Origin of the sequence: Bacillus sp. FF-1 (genome assembly GCF_028548245.1) — a bacterium.
GTDB lineage: Bacteria > Bacillota > Bacilli > Bacillales > Bacillaceae_G > Bacillus_A > Bacillus_A paranthracis.
In genome coordinates this window covers 1-25,275 of record NZ_JAQQGG010000014.1, presented here as the reverse complement: position 1 = coordinate 25,275, position 25,275 = coordinate 1, and the positions used below count along the sequence as shown (strand labels likewise).

18 protein-coding genes and 2 pseudogenes are annotated in these 25,275 nt (G+C 32.9%); 5 read left to right on the top strand and 15 right to left on the bottom strand.

What is annotated here, in order from left to right:
- Window positions 1-601: 601 nt before the first annotated feature.
- A complete protein-coding gene (locus PQF83_RS27145; RefSeq protein ID WP_000376629.1) occupies window positions 602-1,360 on the bottom strand; it encodes a hypothetical protein in 759 nt (252 codons plus the stop codon).
- 61 nt (window positions 1,361-1,421) lie between these two features.
- Window positions 1,422-2,120, bottom strand: coding sequence for a hypothetical protein (locus tag PQF83_RS27140; protein ID WP_000215994.1), 699 nt, complete (start codon window positions 2,118-2,120; stop codon window positions 1,422-1,424).
- A gap of 317 nt (window positions 2,121-2,437) precedes the next feature.
- Here PQF83_RS27140 and PQF83_RS27135 point away from each other — a divergent pair, with 317 nt between their 5' ends.
- From PQF83_RS27135 to PQF83_RS27125, 3 genes are all read left to right on the top strand, one after another.
- Window positions 2,438-3,703: a Y-family DNA polymerase gene (locus PQF83_RS27135; RefSeq protein WP_000272570.1), complete on the top strand. Its 1,266-nt coding sequence runs from the start codon at window positions 2,438-2,440 to the stop codon at window positions 3,701-3,703.
- Window positions 3,700-4,041, top strand: a complete 342-nt coding sequence (locus tag PQF83_RS27130; RefSeq protein ID WP_001057797.1) for a YolD-like family protein — start codon at window positions 3,700-3,702, stop codon at window positions 4,039-4,041. The genes PQF83_RS27135 and PQF83_RS27130 overlap by 4 nt, the downstream gene beginning before the upstream one ends.
- 175 nt (window positions 4,042-4,216) lie before the next feature.
- Window positions 4,217-5,806, top strand: a complete 1,590-nt coding sequence (locus PQF83_RS27125; protein WP_000185060.1) for a hypothetical protein — start codon at window positions 4,217-4,219, stop codon at window positions 5,804-5,806.
- Window positions 5,807-6,628: 822 nt separating this feature from the next.
- On the opposite strand, the gene PQF83_RS27120 is transcribed toward PQF83_RS27125, so the two are convergent.
- The 4 genes from PQF83_RS27120 to PQF83_RS27105 form a co-directional block, all read right to left on the bottom strand.
- Complete coding sequence (locus tag PQF83_RS27120) at window positions 6,629-7,801, bottom strand: hypothetical protein (protein WP_001231516.1); 1,173 nt, start codon at window positions 7,799-7,801, stop codon at window positions 6,629-6,631.
- A gap of 263 nt (window positions 7,802-8,064) precedes the next feature.
- Window positions 8,065-9,201 carry a hypothetical protein gene (locus PQF83_RS27115; protein ID WP_000960106.1) on the bottom strand — a complete coding sequence of 379 codons (1,137 nt, stop codon included), beginning with the start codon at window positions 9,199-9,201 and terminating at the stop codon, window positions 8,065-8,067.
- A complete protein-coding gene (locus tag PQF83_RS27110) occupies window positions 9,185-10,552 on the bottom strand; it encodes a hypothetical protein (RefSeq protein WP_001026031.1) in 1,368 nt (455 codons plus the stop codon). The genes PQF83_RS27115 and PQF83_RS27110 overlap by 17 nt, the downstream gene beginning before the upstream one ends.
- Complete coding sequence (locus PQF83_RS27105) at window positions 10,549-11,058, bottom strand: hypothetical protein (protein ID WP_000656864.1); 510 nt, start codon at window positions 11,056-11,058, stop codon at window positions 10,549-10,551. The genes PQF83_RS27110 and PQF83_RS27105 overlap by 4 nt, the downstream gene beginning before the upstream one ends.
- Window positions 11,059-11,914: 856 nt before the next feature.
- Here PQF83_RS27105 and PQF83_RS27100 point away from each other — a divergent pair.
- Together PQF83_RS27100 and PQF83_RS27095 are read left to right on the top strand one after the other, a co-directional pair.
- Window positions 11,915-12,397 (top strand): thioredoxin family protein, encoded by a 483-nt coding sequence (locus tag PQF83_RS27100; protein ID WP_000725580.1) that lies wholly within the window; start codon window positions 11,915-11,917, stop codon window positions 12,395-12,397.
- A 39-nt stretch (window positions 12,398-12,436) separates the two neighbouring features.
- Window positions 12,437-13,582: a DUF418 domain-containing protein gene (locus PQF83_RS27095; RefSeq protein WP_001186861.1), complete on the top strand. Its 1,146-nt coding sequence runs from the start codon at window positions 12,437-12,439 to the stop codon at window positions 13,580-13,582.
- 610 nt (window positions 13,583-14,192) lie between these two features.
- Here PQF83_RS27095 and PQF83_RS27090 read toward each other — a convergent pair.
- The 9 genes and pseudogenes from PQF83_RS27090 to PQF83_RS27055 form a co-directional block, all read right to left on the bottom strand.
- A complete protein-coding gene (locus PQF83_RS27090; RefSeq protein WP_088106201.1) occupies window positions 14,193-15,020 on the bottom strand; it encodes a multimodular transpeptidase-transglycosylase / penicillin-binding protein 1A/1B in 828 nt (275 codons plus the stop codon).
- Window positions 15,021-15,199: 179 nt separating this feature from the next.
- The gene (locus tag PQF83_RS27085) at window positions 15,200-15,904 is read right to left on the bottom strand and encodes a CPBP family intramembrane glutamic endopeptidase (RefSeq protein WP_002163781.1); all 705 of its coding nucleotides are present in this window, start codon (window positions 15,902-15,904) and stop codon (window positions 15,200-15,202) included.
- Window positions 15,905-15,948: 44 nt separating this feature from the next.
- A pseudogene (locus PQF83_RS28635) lies at window positions 15,949-16,196 on the bottom strand (hypothetical protein); the annotation flags it as partial.
- A 158-nt stretch (window positions 16,197-16,354) separates the two neighbouring features.
- On the bottom strand, window positions 16,355-16,660 hold the full coding sequence (locus PQF83_RS27080; RefSeq protein WP_000426065.1) for a DUF2325 domain-containing protein: 306 nt from the start codon (window positions 16,658-16,660) through the stop codon (window positions 16,355-16,357).
- Window positions 16,651-17,034, bottom strand: coding sequence for a hypothetical protein (locus tag PQF83_RS27075; RefSeq protein WP_001237722.1), 384 nt, complete (start codon window positions 17,032-17,034; stop codon window positions 16,651-16,653). Before PQF83_RS27075 ends, PQF83_RS27080 begins: the two co-directional genes overlap by 10 nt.
- A 164-nt stretch (window positions 17,035-17,198) precedes the next feature.
- Window positions 17,199-17,774, bottom strand: coding sequence for a hypothetical protein (locus tag PQF83_RS27070; RefSeq protein WP_002163382.1), 576 nt, complete (start codon window positions 17,772-17,774; stop codon window positions 17,199-17,201).
- A 16-nt stretch (window positions 17,775-17,790) separates the two neighbouring features.
- Complete coding sequence (locus tag PQF83_RS27065; protein WP_000081400.1) at window positions 17,791-19,998, bottom strand: lysozyme family protein; 2,208 nt, start codon at window positions 19,996-19,998, stop codon at window positions 17,791-17,793.
- Window positions 19,995-23,975: a hypothetical protein gene (locus tag PQF83_RS27060; RefSeq protein ID WP_000884601.1), complete on the bottom strand. Its 3,981-nt coding sequence runs from the start codon at window positions 23,973-23,975 to the stop codon at window positions 19,995-19,997. Before PQF83_RS27060 ends, PQF83_RS27065 begins: the two co-directional genes overlap by 4 nt.
- Before the next feature lie 30 nt (window positions 23,976-24,005).
- Window positions 24,006-25,148, bottom strand: a pseudogene (locus PQF83_RS27055) (VirB4 family type IV secretion system protein); the annotation flags it as partial.
- Between the last annotated feature and the right edge of the window lie 127 nt (window positions 25,149-25,275).

The following is a 25,275-nucleotide window of genomic DNA, read 5'->3' as shown; positions in this document are numbered from 1 at the left end:
GATTATCATATAGGCCTCACCATACCATTTCGGGAAAATTGTACGTTTAAACACAATTTGGACACATTTTAAGCGTTTCCTGTACGTTAAGAGACATCTGTCCAGAAAACCTTATGTTTATGGACAGACGATAAAACTCAATAATATCAATGCTTTCTAGCTATAATCGCGTTCATAAAGTGTGTATATAAATCAGTGTTCAATTAAACTTTGTATTTTATCTTTATGAACATATACTCATCTAAAAGAAACACTGTAATGACAAAGGTCTGTAGTCCTTAGCGTACAATTTTCCCGAAATGGTGTCGTGAGGCCTATAAGGGGAATTCCATATTGAAGGAATAATCCCTTTTAAAATCCATCGACGAAGCTCGCACGGTCTTTGCTGTATTTTGTCAGAATGGAAATTAATAGATTATATTATATGTTACCTTTATCAGTAATATATAAAAAGATTTATAAAAAGAACTCCTAATACACACAAGAGTCCTTTTTATAAATTATTCTTTTTCATTTCTTTTTCATTTCTTTTTCATTTCTTCTCACGTACTTTTTATCTTTCATTGAATATACAATTCTCATGTATTAAGAACTCAGTGAATTACACATCCGTCCCTAGCATTTTTTCAATACTTGCTAGTATTTCTTTTTTATCTACTATTAAAGGCAGCGAATACACAGCAGTATTTTCTAAATCTTCTCTTCTATATCGTATTAATGATTGTATCTTCACCTTTGGAATCCCTTGTTTCTCCAGGTATCGATACACCGATACTTTATATCGAAACTTTAAATTCAGATCATCTATACCATCTAATAAGTCTTTGAGACTATATAATCCCATAGGTAATTCGCTAACCGGAAACTCTTCAACAACTTTATTCATTAAATCTGTTTTCGAATATAGAAGACTTGTCTGCTGTAGCGCTATAGTTTCAAACATCTTTGTAGTAGTAGTTTTTTGTTCTTGTTTTTTAGCTAATCTCATCATTTTCTCCCTGGATGCGATGCTTAACTCGTCCAAGTAATACCGTTGCCGATCAACAAGCAAAACTGACTCTTTCAACAAGAATTGTTGAAACTCACTTCGCGAAAATAATTTACGTTTCGTGAACAGCTCCACATATTTACTACCCTCACAATGTGTAAATAAAGCCTTATTTGCTACAGAGTTAATATATACATGATAGATGCATGGCGCTATGTTCCTTTGTACATAGTCATAACTACAACTAAGATAATCAGCCATTTCTTCAATTGTTATATTAAAATCATCTTCTATCAATTCTAGGTATGAAGATGCTATCTCCTCCAACGAAAGCCCCTTACCAGGTATCTTAATTAAAAACTCACTATCCACTTATCTTCCACTCCCTTTAATAGTCATACACTACTTTAGAAAGAAGTTTGCTCATAACCATCTATATTGCGGGCTTAGGTGGAGTTTCCCTGAAAGTAATCCCTTTTTTAGTGATTGTACAATGGTATACATTTTCATTAACGGATTGTTTCTTACTAGCAGCAAATTTTATTTCTTCTCCAAATTCTTTCATACACATACCTAATGAAATATTAACATGTAATCTTTCTTCTAATCGGTTTCTTATTTCATCCATACACTCACCTAAAGGGACAAAATGTGGAGCTTTCAAGTCCTTTAATTTATAATTATTAATATTTCCAAATACATAAAGAAAAGGTTCATTTTTATCGTGATCAAAGCCCCCAATTAAATATGCAGCATTTACCTTAATTTCTTCTAATGGTTTCTTTTTAGAAAAGACCCTGCAAATGAAAGATTTCTTTTTGTGAAGTTCTTCCGCATATTCTTTTTTTCTGTTCATAAGCTCTTCTCGGAAAATAGACTGCGATTCTTCAACCAACTCTCCTAAACTTATATTTGGATTTTGTTGAAACACCTGCATCAGTCTCTTTTTAGATTTCACAGTTGCTTCAACATCACCTAATGCAGCTAAAACAATATGATCAGAAAGCTGAATGATTTTATTTGCCCACTCCTCTATAGAATGTGAAAATTCTTTTCCATTAAATATACTTCTCCTACGATCAGCAGAAATTTGCACATAGTTTTCAAAAATCCCTCCGATTATTACTGTCATTACTTCCTAATCCCCTTTCATTTCATTTAAGTATCACATTATATGTTTTCATCATACCAAATACAAACTATATATGTTAAGTATATAGGTAACATATATAAATTACCTTTCAAGATGACGTTAATTCAACTTAAAGATTCGATATTTCCCCAGGATACAATACCTTGTTTAGCAATTTGTTACAGCCATTAATTAATCGTGAAATTCCTTTCTATATTATAAACTTTTCTATTATATTTTAAATCCCTCTTCATAAAAGAACGTAGGTTCGTGTATAATAAGAACAGACGTTCTTTTATGAAGAGGGGGGAATCACAGTGTATGACTATTCAATCCTACCGAATAGAATCATCTTATGTGTGGATCTACGGAGTTTTTACGCTTCAGTTAGTTGCATCAAAATGGGATTAGATCCTATGCATACAAAATTGGCTGTAGTAGGTGATGTGAATAGAAATGGTTCAATCGTTCTAGCTGCAACCCCACCATTAAAAGCATTAGGTGTAAAGAAGATGGCAAGATTATACGAGATTCCTCGCAGAAAAGATATTCTTGTTGTAAATCCAATTATGAGTACTTACATTAAATGCTCCAATTACATAACAAAATTAGCTTTGCAATACGTTCCTATTGAGGATTTCCACCAATATTCCATTGATGAATTCTTCATGGATATTACGGACAGTATTCATTTATTTGCCCAAAATCCTTATGAATTCGCAATGAAATTTAAGCGTGAAATATACGATCATACACGAATTGAATGCACCATCGGAATTGCTCCTAACCCACTCATGAGTAAGGTTGCCCTAGACATTGAAGCTAAGAAGAACAAAGATGGAATTGCTTTTTGGCAGTACGAGGATATACCTACCAAACTATGGAGCATACGACCCCTTAATAAATTTTGGGGCATATCATATAAAACAGAAGAAAAGTTAAATAGAAAGGGAATATACTCTATTGGAGATTTAGCCAATTATCCCCTTAAATACTTAAAACAAAGTTTCGGCAAGATTGGAGAAGAATTACACTTACATAGCCACGGAATCGACTTTAGTCGCATTTCAGAAAAATATGTTCCTGCCACAACTTCTATTGGGAAAAGCCAAATTTTAATGCGTGACTACACAATAGAAGAATTTCCGATTATTCTACTGGAACATATAGAAGAAGTTTGTTATCGGCTTAGAAGACAAAATAAGCTTGCTAAAACCGTTCATTTTTCTGTCGGTTATAGCAAAAGTTATACCGGTGGCATTAGAAAAACGCATACTTTAAACCGCCCAACAAATCTAACAATGGATATTTATAATATCTGTACATACTTTTTGCATCAACAATATACTGGCGAACCTATTCGCAGCATAAACGTATCCTTAACAAACTTACTTCAAGAAGGAGAAGAACAAATTTCTCTTTTCGATAACGTACCAAAGAGAGAACAAGAAGTGAGGTTAACAAAAGTAATGGATGAAATACGCACAAGATTTGGGAAGAACAGTATTTTACGAGGGATTTCCTACACGCATAGCGCTACAGCTAGACATAGAAACACATTAATAGGGGGACATAGATCGTGAATAACGCTAATATGCCAAAAGGAAGAGGTATGGTCAAATGGTCTCCGTTCGCAGCAATGCCTGAACAATTTGCTGGTATCCGTGAAATCATTAAAGAGAAAAACAAAGTGACTCGGCCGATCTTAACCGCTGAAGAAAAAGAACTGATCGAGAACATATTATTATGTTCCTTATTATCTGAAGAAGAAATACTAATTACATATTATGAAGATGGTTATTTACTCTCTAGCTATATGAATGTTGTTGGTATCGACCAGCAACATAGCGCTATCACATGTACAGATGCTTTTTATAACAAGATAAACCTGCAATTTTCTAATATAATAGATGTAAAATAGAATCAATTACTACACTCACGTTTGGATCATTAATCAATAACAAAGAATCATCTTACCCTTAAATGCCCTGGAAGATGTAAGATACTCAACTATCACTGATCTCTTGTCAATAGGGACAAAGATTAGCGTCGAAATCACGTTCACAATAAAAAATCGTAAAGGGACTGCACAAATAATGACAAATTCAGAAGTTAGAACAAAATTAACACATGAAGAAACAATTAAATTCCTTAAAGATTTAATGGATAAAGATATACAAATAACTCAAAGATACTTACAAGAAAATGGATATCATAGTTATTTGAACTACATTTCAAGATATATGGGAGGTTTAACAAAAGTAAAAAAAGAAATTGGATATGTGAAAAAATCAACTAAATTACACAATGATAATGAAATTTATACACTATTAAAAAAATTAGACTCAGAAGGAATAAACATAACTTCTCGTTATCTAATTAAAAATTACAAAACACAATATGGCCACATTAGAAATAACATGGACGGCTTAACAGAAACATTAAAACAATTAGGGATAAAAACAGTAGTGAAAAGGGAAGGAATTAAAAGAACAAAAAGAAAATGGACTAAAGAAGAAGTTATTACAGAAATGAAAAAATTCATTGATAGTGGTGAAAAATTAAATTCTACAAATATAATAAATAAAAACAGTAGTTTGTATCATGCATGTGTAAATATTTTCGGTTCATATAAAAATACAATTGAATATTTGGGTATTAATTATAACTATATATCACAAGTTAAAAAACTCACTCCCGTAGACATACAAAACGAGTTAAGAAATCTATACGAAAAGGGTGAAGATATATCATCTCAAAACATGCAACAAAAATATAGAAATTTGCATGCAAGTTGCCAACGCGTTTTTGGTTCTTATAAAATTGCTATCGAATCAATAAATTTAAACTATGATGATATTAGAAAAACAAAAACATGGTCAAAAGAAAAAATTTTAAATGAAATTAAATCACTAAACGATAAAGGTGAAGATTTAACCTCCAAATACGTTTCCGAAAAATACAATGAATTACATCACGCATGTAAATGGTATTTTAATTCTTATGAAGAAGCGGTTAAACAGGCTGGAATTGACTACTACAATATTACAAAAAGAAAAGTATGGTCTAAAGAAAAAGTGAAAAATAAATTATTAGACCTTCATAATGAAGGAATCAGTTTAACGCCTATGTATTTAATTAACAATCATAGTGAAGTATATAAATCTTGTGTGAATTATTTTGGTTCATACTATAACGCTTTAAATGAATTTGGTATAGATTATACATCAATCATTATGGACAACCCACTTGAAAGAAGCAAAGGTCTAATACTAGAAAAGATTATAGAAAAAGTTTTTGATTGTTTATCAGTTACCTATATAACACAAGAAAGAACACATATAAGTGATGATGTTTGGATTATACCAGACTTTAAAATAACCAAAATGGACATGAACTTACACAACTTATTTAAGTCATCACCTAATCAAAAATTATGGATAGATTCAAAATTATCCTATTGGACATGTTTTACATCAAACACACATAACAAATACAAAGACCATTGCGAAAAGTTAGTCTTTATCTATTTAAGAGGACATGAAAAACCAGAATACATTAACGATAAAATGACAAACATATGTATATTTGAACTCTTACCATATATAAAAGATGAGGAAAAACGCCACGAAATCAACATTGAATTACTAAAATTGCTAGAAGACAACCCAAAGGAGAATAACTAAAGTAACAAAAAAATTATTTATATTTAAACTAATGTACGAAAAGGAAAATAATTTCTCACACAATAACAAAAAGTAAAAAAACAAAAACGTATTACTCGAAAAAGGTATTGATTTAGAGTTGATTAATTAAACTGTAGCATCCATAGAGGATGCTTTCTTTCTTTGCTATATAAAATTTATATAATAAATGAGAAATTAACTAAGCACACAATTGAATACTGTAACTATCATATTCAAAGCTAAAATATTTAAAACAAACGTTTGTATAATTTCCCTATACCTAATTTCATTATCGCATAAATGAAAAAAGATAAGACATTTACATCTATTCAAGAATTATAGTTAGTTATAACATAGAACTCATTTTCTTATAGTTAATTACTCTTGAATATTATTATATGTTTTTCTATAAGAATCCTACATTCTTCTCTATTTACATATGTATACACTTTTGTTGATTTATTATAATATCAACTTTGATTTAAAACTGTTTATATAAAATCAATAAATGAGATTTTTAGAGGAAGGGCGGACCTTTACTTATTAATTCACATAATTTTCAAACATTAAAACCCAGGATGTTAATATTTGTTATATAATGGAATCAAGCTGTAATCAATATGGTTTCCCCGTTATGAATAATGAGATAATTTATGTGTCCCGTGTATTCGCTTTAAAGCAAAAAGAACTTGTAGTGATTTCTACAAGTCCTTTTTTTATTTTTAAATTCAAATCAATGAAAATCCAAGATAGGTCCCCTCATTTGGCCCTTAACTAGAAAAAACATCTATTAATCCTACTAGTTGATTTTCTAAACACATGCTATTTATCAATTAACAAATTAATTGGGAACAAATTTCTTAAAACAGGGATACTCTGGATAGTTTTATCTAGTTCCTTCAAGCTTTCCTTCCTCTCATTAGGAGATACCTGCAAACCACCAACTAAACTTTTCCCTTTAAATATAATAGTATCTGTTTTTCCTTGTTTCAATTCAATTAATTGATATTCATTTTTTGACATCATATAGTGATTATTATTTATTGTAAGAGGGGATGCGAGCATTCTATTTTTATCTTTATCTAACATAACAAACTCTTTCCCGTGATATTGTACAATTGTATAATCTTCTTTTTTCTCAGCCTTTGTATATCCATATTGAAAGAAAATCCATGATGAACCTATACCAATTATAATGATTATAATCCCTTTTATTCCCCAGTTACATTGCTTCCAAATATAAGCTAATGGGTTTCTTCTATAAATAGCAACAATCCCTCTTAAACATAGCTTTAAAAGTCCATTCTTAATTATTCCTGACTTCAATTTTTTTAGGGAAAGTACAATAAATAAAAATAGTAACATTACAAGTAAAATGATAAAAAGTGCCCATACTCTAGTACTTAATAGATTAGCTACATTAAAATTATATGAATCCTTTAATACTAAAAATGGTAGATAGCTAAGGACTAGCATAAGAAAAATTCCATTTGTAATTGCATTTATAGGAGCAAACTCTTTCCTATCATAGATAGTTCCTATCACTTCCTTAAAACTACCAACTTTATTTAAATCTGTTTCAATAATTGAACTTGAAAACTCACCTATTTTCGAATAAAATTTTTCTAATTTTACTCTTATAAAAGTTTCTTTTTTAGGAGTGCTTTGCCTTGCATCCAGTATGTTTATTATAAAACTTGCGCACCAAATTAATACTCTTGAAATAAAATATAAAATACATATCCTGAGTATCAAAGAAGAAACATCATATACAGAACTAACAATTAAAGATACATCTAGATCACTTAAACTAATATCATCTATACCATAGTAATCTCTAATCCCCTTTTGAAAAGAATAAGAGAAAAAGTAGATGGCTCCTGTAAGAATTGTGATAATCCACGCAGTATCTTGTAAATAAGATGATCTATCCTTTTGTATTTGCGTATCTTCTTTTTCCATTTGATAATTTTTTCTTTTTATTCTCTTTCTCACCAATACACACCCTATCTAACTAATTCTTTTAAACACTTCTAATACCCAATAGCAACTTTACAATATATCTCTATCTTTTAATAACATTCTATCATTAGTTTTACTGTAGCAATAAAAGTTTCTGTAAAACCCTGTGCTTAGAATAAAAAGAGCAGATATCTAGCATCTACTCTTTTTTATAGGGATATCGCTATCAAGCTAACAAAACAAAACAAAACAAAAAATAAACATTTAGCATTCGGTGTTGTTTTACGGGATACCAATTAGATATTAAACATTTTCTTAAGTAATGTTTTTTTATAGAAGCTCCAACTAAATGTATTAATCCTTACGCTAGGCACTACAACAGTAGTAATAGTTAAAATGAAGGTGATTATATATAGTAAGGCCAATCCCCAAAAAACTAATTTATTTTCTGTAATTTGTTTAATGAAAGATATATTCAAAGAATTTGCCAAGAAGATTAAACCATTGATTGGAACCAAGATTATTGAAAGTAATTGTGCCACTTTTCTAGAATTATCGATAACCTTTAGTTTATTAATATTACGTATATTATTAAACTCATTAACCTTTTCTATTAGCTTCTCCTTTAAAGTAATGATGATATTCTCAACATCAGTGTTATGTACCAAAATATTCTCTTGGTCATATGTTATAAACTTTATTTTATTTTCTATCTTTATTACAGCAATCCTAAATTGCCCTTTTTTTACAAAATACACATCAAATTCTTCTGTTTTAACGGTTTCATAAAGAATTTGAGTATCTGAAACATGTTCTAGTATGTCTAGATTTAACTCTTTAAAATATTCCTTTATGGTAACGTAGTATATCTGATTAATATCTTCAGGGTCTAAACCGCTAAAAAAGTTAAAGCTTATTTGACGCTCAATATTTAATTTTTTTAATTTATTGGAGATAACAAATGAAAAAATATTTAAAGCATTATCATCGTTAATTAAAATAAACCAATGTAAATAGTACTCTAAAGTAGGAAGATAGCAAAAATGAATCGTTTGAACATCATTATCTAAAGTAGAATTAGGATCAAAGTTAACCTGTAACTCAGTGTTTATTTCATCATCTTGAGATACCATAATTAAGTTCTTTTTCTCATCATATAAGATATCATATTTATACCCTTGACTCACTAACCTTCTACTTAATATTTCTACAAAGAAATTACACCATTTCGTTATATTAAGGATTACTATTTCATTTCTAATTGTTATAAATCCTTGTAATTCAAGTTTTTCTAAATATTGGATATTTTTGTCATCTTGCTGAAATTTCAATTTATAGTCTGTTAAAGAAAAAACAATATTATTACTATTTTTCTGTAACTTATAAGAAGAAGCTATACGAGAAAGAATTTCGTATTCATAGCCCACTAGCATAATTAATCACCTGCGTTGTTGGTATTGCTGTATCTAATCTTTCCAATAAACTTTCAATATTATTCCCATTATCAGCACCTAATTTAATAAGAAAATTTAAAATCTGAGTTATTTCTTCCTTTGCAAGACTACTTATTTTGCTAAGATAAACTAAGATTTTTTCATCTAACTTATAAGTATTTTCATCAAAAGGAATAATTTTCTTCTCAAGTAAGCAGTAAAAAAAAGTATTTTGTAACAGTTTTACTATAACTTGAGTTTCATCTTTAAATGCTGTTTCAAACACTTCTCCGATTTCTTTTTTTGCTGTTGCAATTACAGCTTCCCGTTGAGGAATCGTTCCAACTGATAATCGTCTTCGAGCAAGATTTTTCATTTCTTCTTCATAAGTGTGATTTAGATAATCGTATCGGAGTAATACAGAGATTTCACTTATAAATTTATCTATATCTATAACTTGAAGGTTTTTTAATCGAGACATTATCTTACCTTCAGATCCATCTAAAATTAAACTAATCTCTTCACCCCTATTTAGTTTAACCACAGAAATGGGATAATTATCATACAAATACTTTATATCATCATGACATAGAGCATCCAAGAAACTCATTGGGTGCTTAACATCAACACTAAACTTCATTATTCCATTATCAAATCTATAGCGTGAAGGCATACTTTCATTATTAATAACTAGTAATCGCCTTAAAGTATGATCACTAAAATTATAAGGTTTAATTGGACTCCCCTGTTGGCTAGCTGCAATTCTTCTGTGAATTTCTGCAATAAATTCATTTTTTTCACCATCAGTATGAGTATATCCTGAGAAATTTGTCTGCAGAATTATATCTCTTTGAGGGTAAATTCTTAATTCAGTATGTGTTTTTTGTGATATTTTGTGATTCATGTAAGTTGTAATTTTATCAGTAGTCAATCTTATATTAATAATATCTTCTTTTGTCGTTAGGAGCGAAAATAGGTTCACATTAACATGATCTATACCTTCAAAATCTAAATCCTTTAATAAATTGTATATATTATTAATTTCAATCTTATTTATTGGAAAATAATAAAGTAGTCCATTGAAGTCACTTTTGGGAACAGAAATAATTTCGAAATATTGACTAATCTTAGCTACTAGCTCCTGTTCTTTTTCCTCTTCTTTTAAGTCAAGATATGTTTTATATAAAAACCAGTCATATTCATCTTTGCTAGCGGGTAATGTAGTTATTAATCTTTCACTAAGGCACCAATTAATAATTTCATAAGTGATTTCTGTAGATAGTTCACATATTTTCTCCCAAATACTAAATCCATCTCGAGTGAAGAAAAGTTTTTGTTCTCTTATATTCATTTTTCTAGACTACCTTCATCTTCAGATTCTGTTCCTTCATTTTCCATAATTAAATAATCCATTGCTCTAGTAATAGACGTAGTATGACTTTTACTCTGAAGCACTTCTAGCACTTTTTCAATTTCCTGAATTGAAATATTTAAAGCATCAGCTCTACCTAGCATTTTTGATATTGCCTCATCTACGTGTGCTACATTCAAAGTTTTTTTCTTTTGTTCTTTTAAGATACTATTTATTTCATACATCAAAATCACAGAAAGAAACTTTACTGAATCATGATATCTTTGAAATCCTTCCTTAGATATTCGTAAATCCAATCCATCTGAGAAAGCAACATCCCTTATTAATTCTCTTATTCTGCTTTTATACAATAAGGATTTATTTTCATCTACTAAAACTTCCTCATCGCCTAATATTTCTTCAGTATCATCACCTGAATTAGTTGTCTCATTTTCCCCAGAATTAGTCTGTTGATCCTTTAGAAACCTTTCTAACTCCTCTTTCATATAATCCCCTCCTATAATTCGTCATATATATTTTACCATATATAACCTGTGCAACTACTAGTTACCTGAGATTATCCTCTAATCTTATTATTTCAATCTAGTTGTGTAGTTCCTTAAATATAGCTAATATCACACATTAGAGGTATTTCCCTAATTATTTGCACTCTAGCAATAATATTGAAGAAGGTAGAATATTTTAAAAAGAACTATTTTAAAATTACTTACAAGAATACATCCACATTTAAAGATTACAAAGAAAAAATGAGTTTTACAAAACATACAAAATGTTAAACTCATAAAGCCCAGTAATATCGGTACCTATACATGATATTACTGCGCTTTTATTTGGATATTCAACGGCGTGTTTTACAAATTATATAAATACCTAAACTTAGTTTTACTTTTTACATATGAACATCTTAAAAAAACACTTCAAAAGGTACACCTTTAGATATAGTATATTCTTTGCAGCTTAAACTACTTCAAAAGGTATCAAAATATACTTAAGACACACTGCATAAGTACATACACTTTTTGAGATGTGTTTGTTGAATGATTTTATGCTTATTGGAGGAGGATAGTGTCCCAATCAGTTGGATACACCACAGAGCCACCTTTGTTGTAGTGTTTATTGTTTTTGATATATAATCTGGTACATGAAATTTTACAATTAAGTTATCCTTTAGTTTTTCTTTTGAAATTCTTATAGCATTCTATATGAATCTTATGTTATTATAAAGATAGAAAATTTGTTTCCAATGTTTATACTCTATTGTACGTAGCGTGAAGGACAAACCTTACGCCCTGTTAACTCGGGCGAGGTTTGTCCTTTTTTTACTTTAAGGAGGAATTTACTATGAAAAAAATCTACAAAATCGGAGCAGTTATAACAACTTTATGTGTTATTGGTATCACGATCTTTACTTTAACTAAAAATGAATCAGTCAAAACAGAAATAGTAACACCTGAAAAAACAATTGTATCTGCTGCAGATGTAAAAGGATCACCTGAAAATATAAAAGATATTTCAAAAGAAGAATTAAAGCAAAAAATACAATCCCATAAAGAGTTCATTGCGTATTACTATCAACCAACCTGTCATTATTGTAAAAAGGCTGCACCAGATATCAATCGTATGTCAAAAAAGCATGATAGAACTATCTATCGTATTGATATCTCTACCCCAGAAAATCAAAGTGCCTTTCAAGAGTTCGACATTCCAGGTACTCCAGTTATTGTAGCTTATAACAGAGGTGAAGAAGTTGAACGTTTAGAAGGAGCTGTGTCAGCTGCTACCTATGATGGATTCTTTGCAAGACGTAATTCGAGTGCTAGCTAGTATAGTGCTCGTTTTTCTTTGTACGAAAGGAGAATTAATGTGCAACAAAACGCCCGTATTCAATCTTTAGACATAATAAGAGGTATCGCCATACTTTGTATCCTTTTTGCGAATCTACCTACTATGACGGGACTAGATCCCTTTAATCAGGCAGGTTACTCCGGCACAGATAAAGCGATTCGTTTTTTAGTAGATTTGTTTATACAAGCAAAGTTCTATACTATTTTCGCATTCTTATTTGGCGTAGGGTTTTATATCTTTATGAAAAATACAGAAGCAAAAGGATACCCCATGTATAAGTTGTTTATTCGCAGACTGTGTATTTTATTAGCCTTCGGTTTACTTCACTTCACCTTTCTATGGTATGGAGATATTCTACATGCGTATGCTATAGCAGGAGTTATTCTATTGTTCTTTTATAAGCGCTCTACTAAGCTTATTTTTATAGCTGGTTGTAGTTTCCTAACGGTTAGTTATGTATTACATATTATTGTATTTTTACAAGCAAGTTCTTCTATTCTTGAAGTGCCAACTTACTATCAATATATGTTTACAGGCAACACTACCAACCACACGGTAAATCTATTTACACATTATTTATATCAAGTAAAAGCACGTTTGTTTTTTCTGATGATAGAGGAACCCCAACAACTACTAATAGGAATTCCTGAATATATAGGCTTATTTTTAATCGGCTTATGGGCTGGTAAGAAAGATATTTTTAAAAGGATACCGGGGGTAATAAAGAAAATTAAATTTTTACAGTGGAGTTCGTTATGCATTTCATGTCTTCTCTCTTGTCCTATTATCTACTATTTTATAAAAATGGATGTCTATTACTCTAAGGATATACAAATATGGATTTTATTTGGAGGGAAAACGCTAGCTATATTCTATATTTGTACCCTACTTAGAGTGTGTGAGAATAAAAAATATATAGAGTGGCTGCAACCCTTTATGAACATAGGCAAGTATGCTTTAACGAATTACATTAGCCAAAGTATACTAACTCTTGTCATTCTTTCGTTGTACTTTAAAGATGTCTCACAGGTATATTACTGGCAACTATGTATCTTCGGGATTTTAATTATCTTTGCGCAAATTATATTCAGCAAAATTTGGAGTAAATATTTCCGCTATGGTCCCATTGAATGGATATGGAGAAAAGGAATTTACAAAAAATAACCTATTTTTCACCAGTTTCATGCAATTAACCGAAAAAAATGATAAAATATTATATGAAAGATTAAAGATATATTTGTGATTGTAAAATGATGTTATTAAAATTAAAGTGGTTCAAGTCAGAGGAAGACACCTTAAGGTGTCTTTTCCTTTGTATATAAAAAATCCTAGCCATCCTATGGAAATGGCCAGGATTTTTTATGGACTACATATTATCCGATTCATCAGTTTTATTATAAACACATTTAGCTTCTCGAAAATGCTACCAGTTATCCATACCCCAACATCATGGGAAAGAATGATCGTTCCGTATGTTTGGATTTCCAGGTAATGTCGTTTACAACTTCTTTTGCTTCTTCCTGAGTTTCGTTTTTTGGGGAACAAACATTTTTTTAGTTGATGGCGATGTGATGGGAGCCCAGAATGAAATAGTATAATTTAGTTATAAGGCTCTCACATCAATTGTGAGAGCTTTTTCTATTATTAGGTACAAACTTACACTAGTAGAGTTATAGAAACGCTTATACTCATAAGATATTTGTAATTTGGAGTATCGCCATCAAACTACAACAGCAACTAATCATCCTCAAAAATAACTCATTTTCTGTCAAAGTTACCATTTTATTTTAGTTGGATTCAATTTATCAATGTATCCACGTGCTAACTTTTTTTCATTACTGTCAAAGATACCAATATCACCACTAAAATTCTCCCAATATTCTCCTAAATAGTCTTTGCTAGGTGAGTGTAAATCAACATATAATCCCATCGTTCCAAAACTTGCTACTTGTCGTGCTAATGAATCGCCTACTTCTTTTGCTTGTTCTTTCGTTGTTCCGGCTGGCATAATGGCAACAATTCTTGTTAAACTATCTTTCGCTTCAATGTGGATATCTTGCACTGGTGTCGTATATTGGATTCCATCTTTTATTGTTTGAACTCCTAATTGTGATAACTTGACATCTTTATTACGCGCCCCCTGACCTTGCGCCAGCTTCAATTGTTCTGCTTTTTCTTGTGCTTGCACTTCATTTAACCCGCTATCTTTCGCTTGTTCTGCTTCTTGCTGTTTCTTGGTCTCTTCTTCTTTCTCTTTTTCTTCTACTTCTTGTTGTTTCTTAGCTTCTTCCTGTTTCTTCTTTTCCTCTACTTCTTGTTGTTTCTTAGCTTCTTCCTGTTTCTTCTTTTCCTCTACTTCTTGTTGTTTCTTAGCTTCTTCCTGTTTCTTCTTTTCTTCTGCTTCTTCCTGTTTATTTTGTTGCTTTCCATTTACCTTTGTTGGTTCCGGGTCAATCATAGCTGATACGAACCATAAAGCCCATGTTGCACAAAAGAATAAAGTGGCTTTCTTGAATTTCGGTTTATTCTTGAACCCTTTCACGAAAAATACGATTGAAGTAATTAATGATATTAAAGCAATTAAATTTAAAAATGCTGACATATGTATTTCCTCCAAGTTGTTTTTATATTCCACTTTTGCTTAATAATTTTATTCATTTGAGCTTTATTTACTTATTAGCCCTGGCTATTTGTCTTATCTACACTGTGGTAGTCATACTTTGTGCTTTATCCAAAATTAAAAGGAAAGTTTTTTCGTTCTTTGCAAATTGAATTATTTCATCAAGAAATCTGAAACATAACAACAATTAAGTTCATACTAGCATGAACGACAAACGATACTATTAACCTATTAGTACGTACATATATTGCCGCAAGTACAAGTCCAATTAGAAAATATCCAAATACAAAAGGAAAATCAAAATGCATAATAGAGAAAAACAATGAACTAACTAATATACACCCACTTTTATTAAATTTACGGCTTAATATATTTATGGCCGCGTAACGAAATACAAGCTCCTCAACTAGCGGAGCAAGAATTACAATTGATATAAGAGCAAGAGGAGAAATGGCTACAGATTCAATATTACTTGATGTATTAACTGATTGTGTAGTTAAGTGAAATATACTTTTATCCAATATACTACCAATTGTCTGTGCCAAGAATACTGCAACTATTCCTACTAAAATCCAACCGAATGATACTCTTGAAAATTTAATTGATAACTTCGAATCGCGCATCGCTTCTTTCTTATATATAAGAAAAACGAATGTCAATATGAGCAAAAAACCTATTAGTTCCCAATGAACAAGTAGTTGCTGAATTGCTTGCTGTTGATTTCCCTTAATATCATACCAACCTGTCTTTGCTAGCAATTGTACACCTATAATCCCAACAAATTGAGTCATTATAAAATATATGAGTATAACATAACCTGATTTATGTATATTACTATGATTCATTTTATTATATTCACCTTTCATTTACATCCATATATTATCTAAATTTCAAATCCAAATAGTATTATCTACTCTTCTTTAAGAATTTTATATATACGTGTAGGTTTATGCTTAACAAGATCCCCTTCACTATTGCTAACTTTTTTTGTTTCAAAGTAGATTGGGTATTCTTCCCACCTGTTTTTATTTCTGATACTAACTCTTTAGTTATCCAGTAATTTCGATTCAGCAGATCTCCTGTTACAGCAGTCATTCAAAAATGTTTGTTATCTGTATTAAATTATTTAGCAACCATTTCCTCTTTGGGGTTCTTTCGTATCTAATTCTAATTGTCCATTTAAATCAGCATTCAAAAAGCATTTAACACTTTGTTCTGGTATTGATAGCATTTCGATTCCTCCAATATTAACTTTATAATTTTATATAAGGATTATATGATTATACAATCTAAATAAATCCCTATACCACTTAAACTTATGCTACTTGCAAATGCTTTAACCCAATCTCTAACGCGCCTGTTCCTCCAAAACCCTGATTAAATAAAAGCGGGACATCATACTTCTTTGCGTACTCTTTTGCTACATCAATAGACACATGACCACATGCACCTTTCTGCACTACAATAACATCACATTTTTTTATAACACTACGAAATGTTTTCTTTACACCACCATGATTTTTTCCGTCGTGAAAAATCACCTGACAATCTCTTTTTTTCGCTAACTTCTCTAATGTTCTACCATTTGAACCACCTAAAACTAGAATTGTACTCATTTCCATTCACTCTCCACATCTTTATTTTTTTTATATGTACTTGGTGATACTAATAATACAATTGTACAAATGACAATATTCAGGAATACCACACCCACTATTAATACAATTGCAAAGACTGGTAACAATAGCATGAAAATAAAACCACTTACAAGCAAGCATATGAATATAAATCCATTGCTCATGTCTTCATAACCATCTAATCCTGTTACAATATCTAAACTGTGCATCCAAACTGTGATACTATCCCAATTTGTTATCAACAGGTATCCACTACCTACTAATAAAGCCCACCCAAATATTGTCCCTAAAAGTCCCGAGCCTCTTCCAGAAGAATATCCTGCAAAATAGTTTGCTGCGGTTCCAAATAATAATCTCATTCTTTTTACCTCCACATCTATATCATTTCACTAATATATACAAATTCCATTTAACCATAACTTTATTATATCAGAAAATTAAGAATATTCAATAAATATTTTTAGGTACTCTTTATATTTTTTAATAAGGGCTGTGATTTTTATTCACAACCCTTATCTTTCAGTTAATCCACAGGAACTTCTTCTTGTCCATGCGGTATTTGTTCAATTGGTGTTACAATTTGCGCATATTGATTTACCTGAATTTTAAATTGTCGTGGTTCCAAGAAGTTTACCTGTTGTATTAAAACCTCTATATGAAATGTATCTACTTTTTTCCCGCGGTCAATTTTGGTAATACGTGCATTGTAAAACTTATCTCCATTTAGGAAATATCTTTGAACAGCTTCTGTAGCAAGCATACGTTCATTACTTGTCATTTTCATTGGTTCAATACCAAATCCAGCCTTTGTAAACAAATATGGAACATCATAACTACTATTAGAAATTTTTCGTAGTAAATCCTCTACTGTTTTTGTTTTTGCAATATATTCTTCTTCTTTTGTATCAAATCTCTTTGGTTTATCTCCAAGCATCTCGATTTCATCTTGATTTACTTGCTCTTCCTCTTGCACTTGTGATTTCAGCATATAATCATGAATGGTATTATAGGTGGCAACACCTGCCACTAGTACGATAATCCCCAATATGACCAAGTATTTACGAGGCATATTAGATAAAATGTTGATTATTTTCTGCATCTACTCTCATCCCTTATCAGTCTATAACATTACGGATTTGTGTCATATGTTGTCCTCTTGCCGTATAGTTTAGACCTGTAATTTGTACACCCTTATTATCACCAATATGAATCATTTTTTGATTCCCCATATAAATCGCAACATGCCCTGGATTTTCATAGAAAATTAGATCCCCTGGTTGCGCATGATTGATGTCTGGCACTTGTTTTCCTTGTCCGACTTGAGCACCAGTCCAATCTCCAAGTTGGACACCTATACTTGTTCTAAATACATACTGAGTAAATCCTGAGCAATCTGAAGTACCTCCTGGCGGATTACGATCCCCTAAGACATATCTCACTTTTCCTTGACCAAGCCATTTTTTCGCTTCTGCTAATACTTTTTGTCGTTTGTCATTCGTCATAATAGGAGAACCACCAGATGATAGTCCTGGATCATCATTTTTCTTAAAGAATTTCATTGGATCCGTTGGTTGGTCGTTAATACGAATTTGGAAATCTAAATGAACAGCGTAGCCATTCATATTAAGGAAACCAGTGTTTTTATCATAGTTAGAACCACCCATCTCTCCAATAATTTGTCCTTTCGTCACCATGGTTCCTTGTGCAATTGATATTTTACTCAAATGTAAGTAACGAGATACAATACCATTTCCATGGTCTACATAAACACCTAGACCTCCACCATTTACATTACCTGCTTGGACTACAATACCTGCTTCCATTGACCACACGGGGTCTCCAGCTTTTCCAGCGGTCATAGCTCCAATATCTACAGCATTATGTTGCTTTCCACCACGAACTGCATCAAATGTATCTGTAATACGCCCTGATTTCGTTGGCCATTTCCAACCTTTATCGGAAATCCATTCTCCATCTCCAGATTCTACACAACCTAAATCTTTATAATATTTCAAAACTTTGGAAACGTAAGTGTAATCTCCATAACACGCTCCAACTTTGGTTCGGAAGTTATTAGGATCAGAACAACCTGCTGGATTTTCACCAGCATGCTCCCTAGAAAACGCAATGGCTGTTTCTTCTGAATATCCACCTTTTGCTAATGCATAACTAATGAATCCAGGACCGTAATTATAACTCTGTAAGGCAAGTGCTATATCTCCATTTGCCTTTGCTAAAACATCTTTAAATTCTTGTACGCCTGCTTCAATAGAAATATTGGGGTCTTTAATACACCCTATACGAGCACTTCCTTTTAGACCTATACAATATGAACTTAAGTCTCCATAATGCCCTTCTGCAGCTTGCATCGGGTCACTTCCCTCTCCTTGTGATTCCTGCATCATTTGGGCAGCCAAAACACCAACATATTGAGCTACACCATGTTTTTCTGCCATTTCTTTAATTTTAGGAAGGTATCCTGTAACTTTGGCATTAAGGTTAACAGGTTCTCCGCCAGGGCTCACATTACCTACACACATACCACCAACAAAATTACTAGAAGGTGCCAGATGTCCATACATTCCTTCTAACATTCCTGCTGCTAGTATCTCACGCGCACGATCTTTTTGACTCTCACTAAACTTTGCAAGCTCCATCGCTTTTTCTAATCCATGAGAAGAAACTGTTACTTTTTTACTACCACTTGCATTAATTTCATCTATTTTTTTCTTAAAATCTGTATCTCCCAATATCTTTTTTACATCTGGTCCGGAATAACTTTCAGATTTGGTTTTTTGCATCTCCTTTTTCTTTTTTTCACAAGGACCATTCGGTCCTGCCTCACATACCTCTTTTTCCGTATATTCTTCATATTGGATATCCAAGAAATATGATATAGCATCATGCGGATCTTTTCCAGTCAAATCATTATCATACCGAGCCATGTCAAAAGCGACGACCTCTTTCCAGTCTACGTTTAGTGCCATTGAAATTTCCATATACTTTTTGACTTGCTCTTCTGTTTTACTCTCATCATCGGTAAATGGTACAAAAGATGCTAGAATCACACATACAGTAATAATAAGAGCCATAATGAGAGCAACAGGCAATCCTACTGCTCCCACGATAGCTCCGACAATTTTCACTATACCAGCTCTTAGCAGTTTGGCAGCAGCTTTCGCTGCCGCTCTTCCTGCTTTTCCTGCCATTTTTGCCATTTTCCCGCTTGCCTGCATCCCTTTTTTCTTAATAAAGTGAGATGTCGCATCTTTTAAAGGGTTACTTTTCTTCTGGTTATTTGGATCGTTAGGATTTTGACTCATAGACTTGTCACTCCATACTTTCCATTTTCATTATTTCTACTTCTTCGCTGTGCTAAGCGAGGGTTTGGCGCAAATGGAATCAGGTTTTGTGGGTCATGTTCTGATAAATTCAAATGTGTCTCTGTACGTACAACTTCGTCCTGTGTATGAGTTACTAGGATTTCTTCTCTCGGTTTAATACTGCTATCTTTCACTTCACAAACCCTTTCAATTCTTTGGTTTGCTTGTAATCGTGTATCTCCTTTTCCGAACGGAGAAATACGTGACACTGTACCGTCTGTAGTTGTCGCAACCATATAACTACGATCTCTTTCTACCACCATTTGCACATTCTGGTATCCCCCCTGGTCTAAATCAGACATATAGAAGTGACCATTGTCTACCTTATGACTTACCGTAAGTGGCGGTTCACTAAATACTGGTTTCTGTTGTAAAGGTCTTTGATTTTGATTTCCTATTAATTGGTTTGGATTAATATTGATAGAACGATTGATACTAATTTTCCCACCACTAGAATCTTGAATATATGCTGGTGTTGCTTTCATACCATTACGGTACTGCGTTAATTGTCCATCCGAAATATTTAAGTCTTGATATACAACTTGTCCCGAACGAATGCTACTATCACCACTACCATAACGAGATACAACTTGTGTCATTCCACTGGAATCTTTCGCTTCAATCCATGATTTATTATTTGTCGTAACAAGACGTACTGCACCTTGAGCAACTGATTGTCTTCCAGTCGCATCTGTTATTGTTGGTACCATTCCCTTAATCTCTTGAATTTCTTTTGCTTCTGTTTGAACTGCTTTATTATAAGGATTATGTTTACTTACCATACGTGCAGTAGCTTGGTAAGCACCTGCACCACCAATTACACCTGCTGCATAGCTTAATCCTTTTGTCACATTGTAATGGCGTTCTGCTGCATTACCTCCTAATGAAGTATGAACGGCAGCTGCAGTTCCACTCATCACTCTTTGTACTGCATTTCCACCAGCCTGCTGAACAGCACTAGATGCATTAAAGTATGCTTGTGATACATTTTCCATACCTTTTGTATGCACGAGATGTTTGGCACCTTCCATCATACTTACACCAATCATCTTACTTTGCTGTGTCATACGTCCCACTGCTGAAGTTGGAATCGTCATTTTCCCAGCACTTTGCGAAATATTTGCTACACTAGCTGATGCATCCGCATACGAGCGCTCAATTTCAGAAACAGACAGATTTCCAGCACGTGCCATACTCGCTTGCGTTTGCGTAGCTGCAAACACAGCTTTATTGATTGCACCACCTGTCGCAACACCGTGTGAACGAACACTTTGAATCGCACTAGTAATTCCAGAACCTACTTGTTGACTCACTGTTCCAAGACTAGCATGACTTTGTAAACCTTTCGTCAATTGCGAAGCAAAGGCATCTTTATTAATATATGATTGATTATGTAGACTCTTACCACTCGTATCTTTTGCCTGTACGGGCATCGCACCCGCTTGTACCGCTGCTTGCTGAGCGACTGCTTTAAATTCATTCCCTTTATCATTCAAGTGAGACTGCCAAGCTTCTACTTTTTGCGCTTGAGACATAGTTGGAGACAAGTTTTTCATAAAGTTTGCTTTGTTCTCTGCTGCATATCCTTGTTTAAAGGATTCTGTAGATGCTTGTACTAAATTCCCAACATTACTTACACCTTTTTGTTTCTGGTTTCCATATCCATTTGCTAAACTATGTGTTTTTACACCATTTACCGCTTTTTGAATGCCAGATACACTAGATACACCCATTGCATTTATATTTGGATTGTTTTGTAATTGTTGCGATAGCTGAGAAGCAAAAGCTTCCTTATTAGCATAGCTAGTCCCATCTTTTTGTTGCACAATCCCTGCTTGTTCTGCAGCTTTCTGTGCATGATTTTTAAATCCTTGCACTTTTTGACTCAAGTGTTTGTTCCATGCAGCCTCTTTTTCTTGTTGTGGTACATCTGCAGGGAATTGCTTCATGAATCCAGCCTTATGATCTGCTGTATATGCCTTTTTAAATGCAGCAGTGGACGCACCCACAAGTGAGTCTACTTGTCCCATATTTTGATGGCCACTCTCTAGTGTTTCTCCCTTTACTCCTTCAACCGCTTTCCCAACTTTTCCAAGTGCAAGTTGAGAAGCAAAGACATCTTTATTTACATAAGACTTATCAAACAGGTTGTTGCCTTGCTTATCTTTCGCATCAACTGGCATTGCTCCAGCTTTTATTGCCGCTTGTTCTGCATGATTTCTAAATCCTTGAACTTTTGAGTTTAGATGGTCATTCCATTTTTTCTCTTTCTCTTCCGCTGACATGTTTTCTGGTAATTGACTCATAAACGCATCTTTATGGTCTGCCTCATATCCTTTTTGGAATGCGTTAGTTGCAGCGTTAACTAAATCTCTAGCATTTCCATATGGTGTAGCATTTTTCTTCATATTTTGTAAATCTTGTTTTCGCTGATTTTTGAAATGAGACATTTGATCACTATTTGTTTTTGCTACTTTTTTTGCAATCTCTGCATCAGATGCACCAGGGAATGCTTGTTTTAAACGGCTCGCAACTGCAGAATCAGGATTATCCGCTTTCCAATTTTCAAAATCTTTCGTAGCTAAGTCTTGTGCAATATCTTCATCTGTTAACTCTGGATATTGTTCTCCATTTAACCCTTTATACGTATCTAGACCTTTCTTCACACTAGAACCAATATGCTTCCCAGCACTAGTAACTCCTTCAAGTCCAGCTGCCAATGTTCTTCCTGTTACTGCACCAGGAACTCCACCTGCTTTACTTCCAGCAAATGTTCCTACTGCCATTCCTTCTGGTCCAAGTCCTGCACCCATTGCTAACCCCGCGAGTCCGCCCGTTGCTTTTCCAACCATGCTTCCAATTTGACCTGCTTTTAACATACGAGCTGCACGAGATGTTGTACCTACATCTGTCCCTAAATTGGCTCCCAACGCGTTTTTAGGGTTATCAGCATCTTCTTTTTTATCTTCCTCGCCTTCTTTTCTAGCTTTTGTCTTCTCTTTATTACTACGATGGTCATCACGTATCCCTTTAACGATACCTGCCATACTTGCTAAGGCTCCCATTCCAAGCATCGTACCTGCTCTATTTACCGCTCCCGCCGTATTTGTACTTAAACCAATGAACCCTTTTACAATTTCACCTATAGGAATAAACATAGCAAATAAGATTAATTTAATAATGGTATTATCTGATTTGCCTACTAGTACAAAAATCAACCATATAGTAATCGCATGGATACCTTGGATGAGTACTGTACCAACAAATTCACGCATCCAATATAGAGTTTGTTGTTTCTTTTGAGGAAATAACCACATACCAACCATAATCGGTCCCATTAACATCAAAATATATAGAGATACCGCTCGCATTAAATAGAAGAAGTTTGCCCAAAGTGACAATCCAACTTCAATCAACATCGCAAAAATTTGAAATAAATAATCATCCTTATTTTTATCCATAGACAATTCGGCAATTGTCTGACCTGGTTTAAAAACATCTAGCGATTGTTCTCCTATTGCTCTTTTAAACTCCGATGCTACCCAAGTATTAATATCAAATATTATGTTATAGAAGAAATCTAAATGCCATATACAAATAGAAACGATCATTAAATCCTTCGCATATTCAATGATATATGTTCGATTTGTTGGATTAATGGCAGCAGCTGAATACTTTGCACCAGCAATTACAGCACTGACTAAGACTAAAAAGGCTGCAAATTTAAACATGACTGGTAATCCCGTATTTAAAACATTCCCAGCTGTGTCGTCTTTAAATAAAAAGTTTAGTTTTGCACTATCCCCACCAAAAATTAAATCGGGGATAGTATCAATTAATTTATAGATTGGAGAAAGAAAGGTCTTGACCATAGAAACAATTAAGCCGCCAACCCATCCTATTATCTTATCAAGCATAATTTCACCTTCCTTTTCAAAGGTACGCTATTATCCTGCGTACCCTTGTACTTTCTTCATGTTATTTAAAAGCTCTTGTAGTACCGCTTCATTAGATTCAATGAACATCATTTCTTTATCTGATGGATCTGTTTGAATCCAAACCGAGCTATCTCCTATACGGAAAATCCCTTCACCTTTCCCTGGATTGTTGAGAATAATGTCGAGCTCCCCAGCAGTTAAGTTAAAGTTCTCTTGGATTTTTTTCTTATCAATCTTATTTTGCTCTAAGAAGAAATAAGAGAAAGTAGATTGCAAGATACCACGCGCTTTCACATTTTCCAAAATACGAACAAAGTCCTGACTTGCCCAACACATACCGGCATTTCTTTTACGTGAACGACGTGCTACTTTTTCTAAGAAGTTAACAGTTTGTTCATAATCGATAAACTGCCACATCTCATCCACATATAACACTTTTCGTTTGATAGCGTGTTCTGGACTCTTAATCCAATGCTCCCAAATATAGTTCAAGATAACGTGGAAGGCGATCGGTTTTAAGAAACCCTCTTCTAAATGACTAATATTAAAGTTAACAACACGTGATTCATTTAACTGTGTTTCTACACCGCGTCCAAAATTACTTTGTCCATCAAATAATGGTTTTGAGCCATCACGTAAAAACGGACGAATCGCAGCAATTAACTCTTCTGCTTTCACATCGTCTCCATGGTTTTCTACTATTACATCATAAATTTCTTTTAACTCTGGCTCCGGCTTTCTCACTTGAGACTGAATTAATTGTCCATCCACCTTCTTCACTTCATCTGTATATAAAGATGAGGGATGAGAAGTAATACCATGTTTATCGAATACTTCACGAATTGCATCTTCTAACATTGTGCGCTGGAATACATTTAATCCTGGTTGATCAAAATCTTGTCCGCGAATAATAATGTCAAAGAATCCTAGTATTTCATTGATTTTCTCTAAAATAGGCACAAATCTTACATACTTCACGCCATCACGCTCTACGAGTTCTTTCTTGTCATATTGTTCAAGCGCTTCTAGCTCTTCATCTTTATCCGTAATCTGAAGTTCTGTTACTGCAATTGCACAAGGATTAATAATGATATTACTTTCTGGTGAAATATTTAAGTTAATACCACCTAATCGTTTGGTGATTTTTACGAATTATGATGATAGGTAAGGCTTTGATGTAATCTCCACCTTTTCCCCCACCTCACACCGTACGTGCTAGTTTCCTAGCATACGGCGTTCCATCGTTTCCAACTGACTTTAAAATCAAATTATGTTACTA

Bases quoted from the DNA above. Each gene is read 5' to 3' on its own strand.
- PQF83_RS27140 (WP_000215994.1), bottom strand. From the start codon at position 2,120: ATGACAGTAATAATCGGAGGGATTTTTGAAAACTATGTGCAAATTTCT.
- PQF83_RS27125 (WP_000185060.1), top strand. From the start codon at position 4,217: ATGACAAATTCAGAAGTTAGAACAAAATTAACACATGAAGAAACAATT.
- PQF83_RS27115 (WP_000960106.1), bottom strand. From the start codon at position 9,201: ATGCTAGTGGGCTATGAATACGAAATTCTTTCTCGTATAGCTTCTTCT.
- PQF83_RS27110 (WP_001026031.1), bottom strand. From the start codon at position 10,552: ATGAATATAAGAGAACAAAAACTTTTCTTCACTCGAGATGGATTTAGT.
- PQF83_RS27105 (WP_000656864.1), bottom strand. From the start codon at position 11,058: ATGAAAGAGGAGTTAGAAAGGTTTCTAAAGGATCAACAGACTAATTCT.
- PQF83_RS27100 (WP_000725580.1), top strand. From the start codon at position 11,915: ATGAAAAAAATCTACAAAATCGGAGCAGTTATAACAACTTTATGTGTT.
- PQF83_RS27090 (WP_088106201.1), bottom strand. From the start codon at position 15,020: ATGTCAGCATTTTTAAATTTAATTGCTTTAATATCATTAATTACTTCA.
- PQF83_RS27085 (WP_002163781.1), bottom strand. From the start codon at position 15,904: ATGAAAGGTGAATATAATAAAATGAATCATAGTAATATACATAAATCA.
- PQF83_RS27080 (WP_000426065.1), bottom strand. From the start codon at position 16,660: ATGGAAATGAGTACAATTCTAGTTTTAGGTGGTTCAAATGGTAGAACA.
- PQF83_RS27075 (WP_001237722.1), bottom strand. From the start codon at position 17,034: ATGAGATTATTATTTGGAACCGCAGCAAACTATTTTGCAGGATATTCT.
- PQF83_RS27070 (WP_002163382.1), bottom strand. From the start codon at position 17,774: ATGCAGAAAATAATCAACATTTTATCTAATATGCCTCGTAAATACTTG.
- PQF83_RS27065 (WP_000081400.1), bottom strand. From the start codon at position 19,998: ATGAGTCAAAATCCTAACGATCCAAATAACCAGAAGAAAAGTAACCCT.
- PQF83_RS27060 (WP_000884601.1), bottom strand. From the start codon at position 23,975: ATGCTTGATAAGATAATAGGATGGGTTGGCGGCTTAATTGTTTCTATG.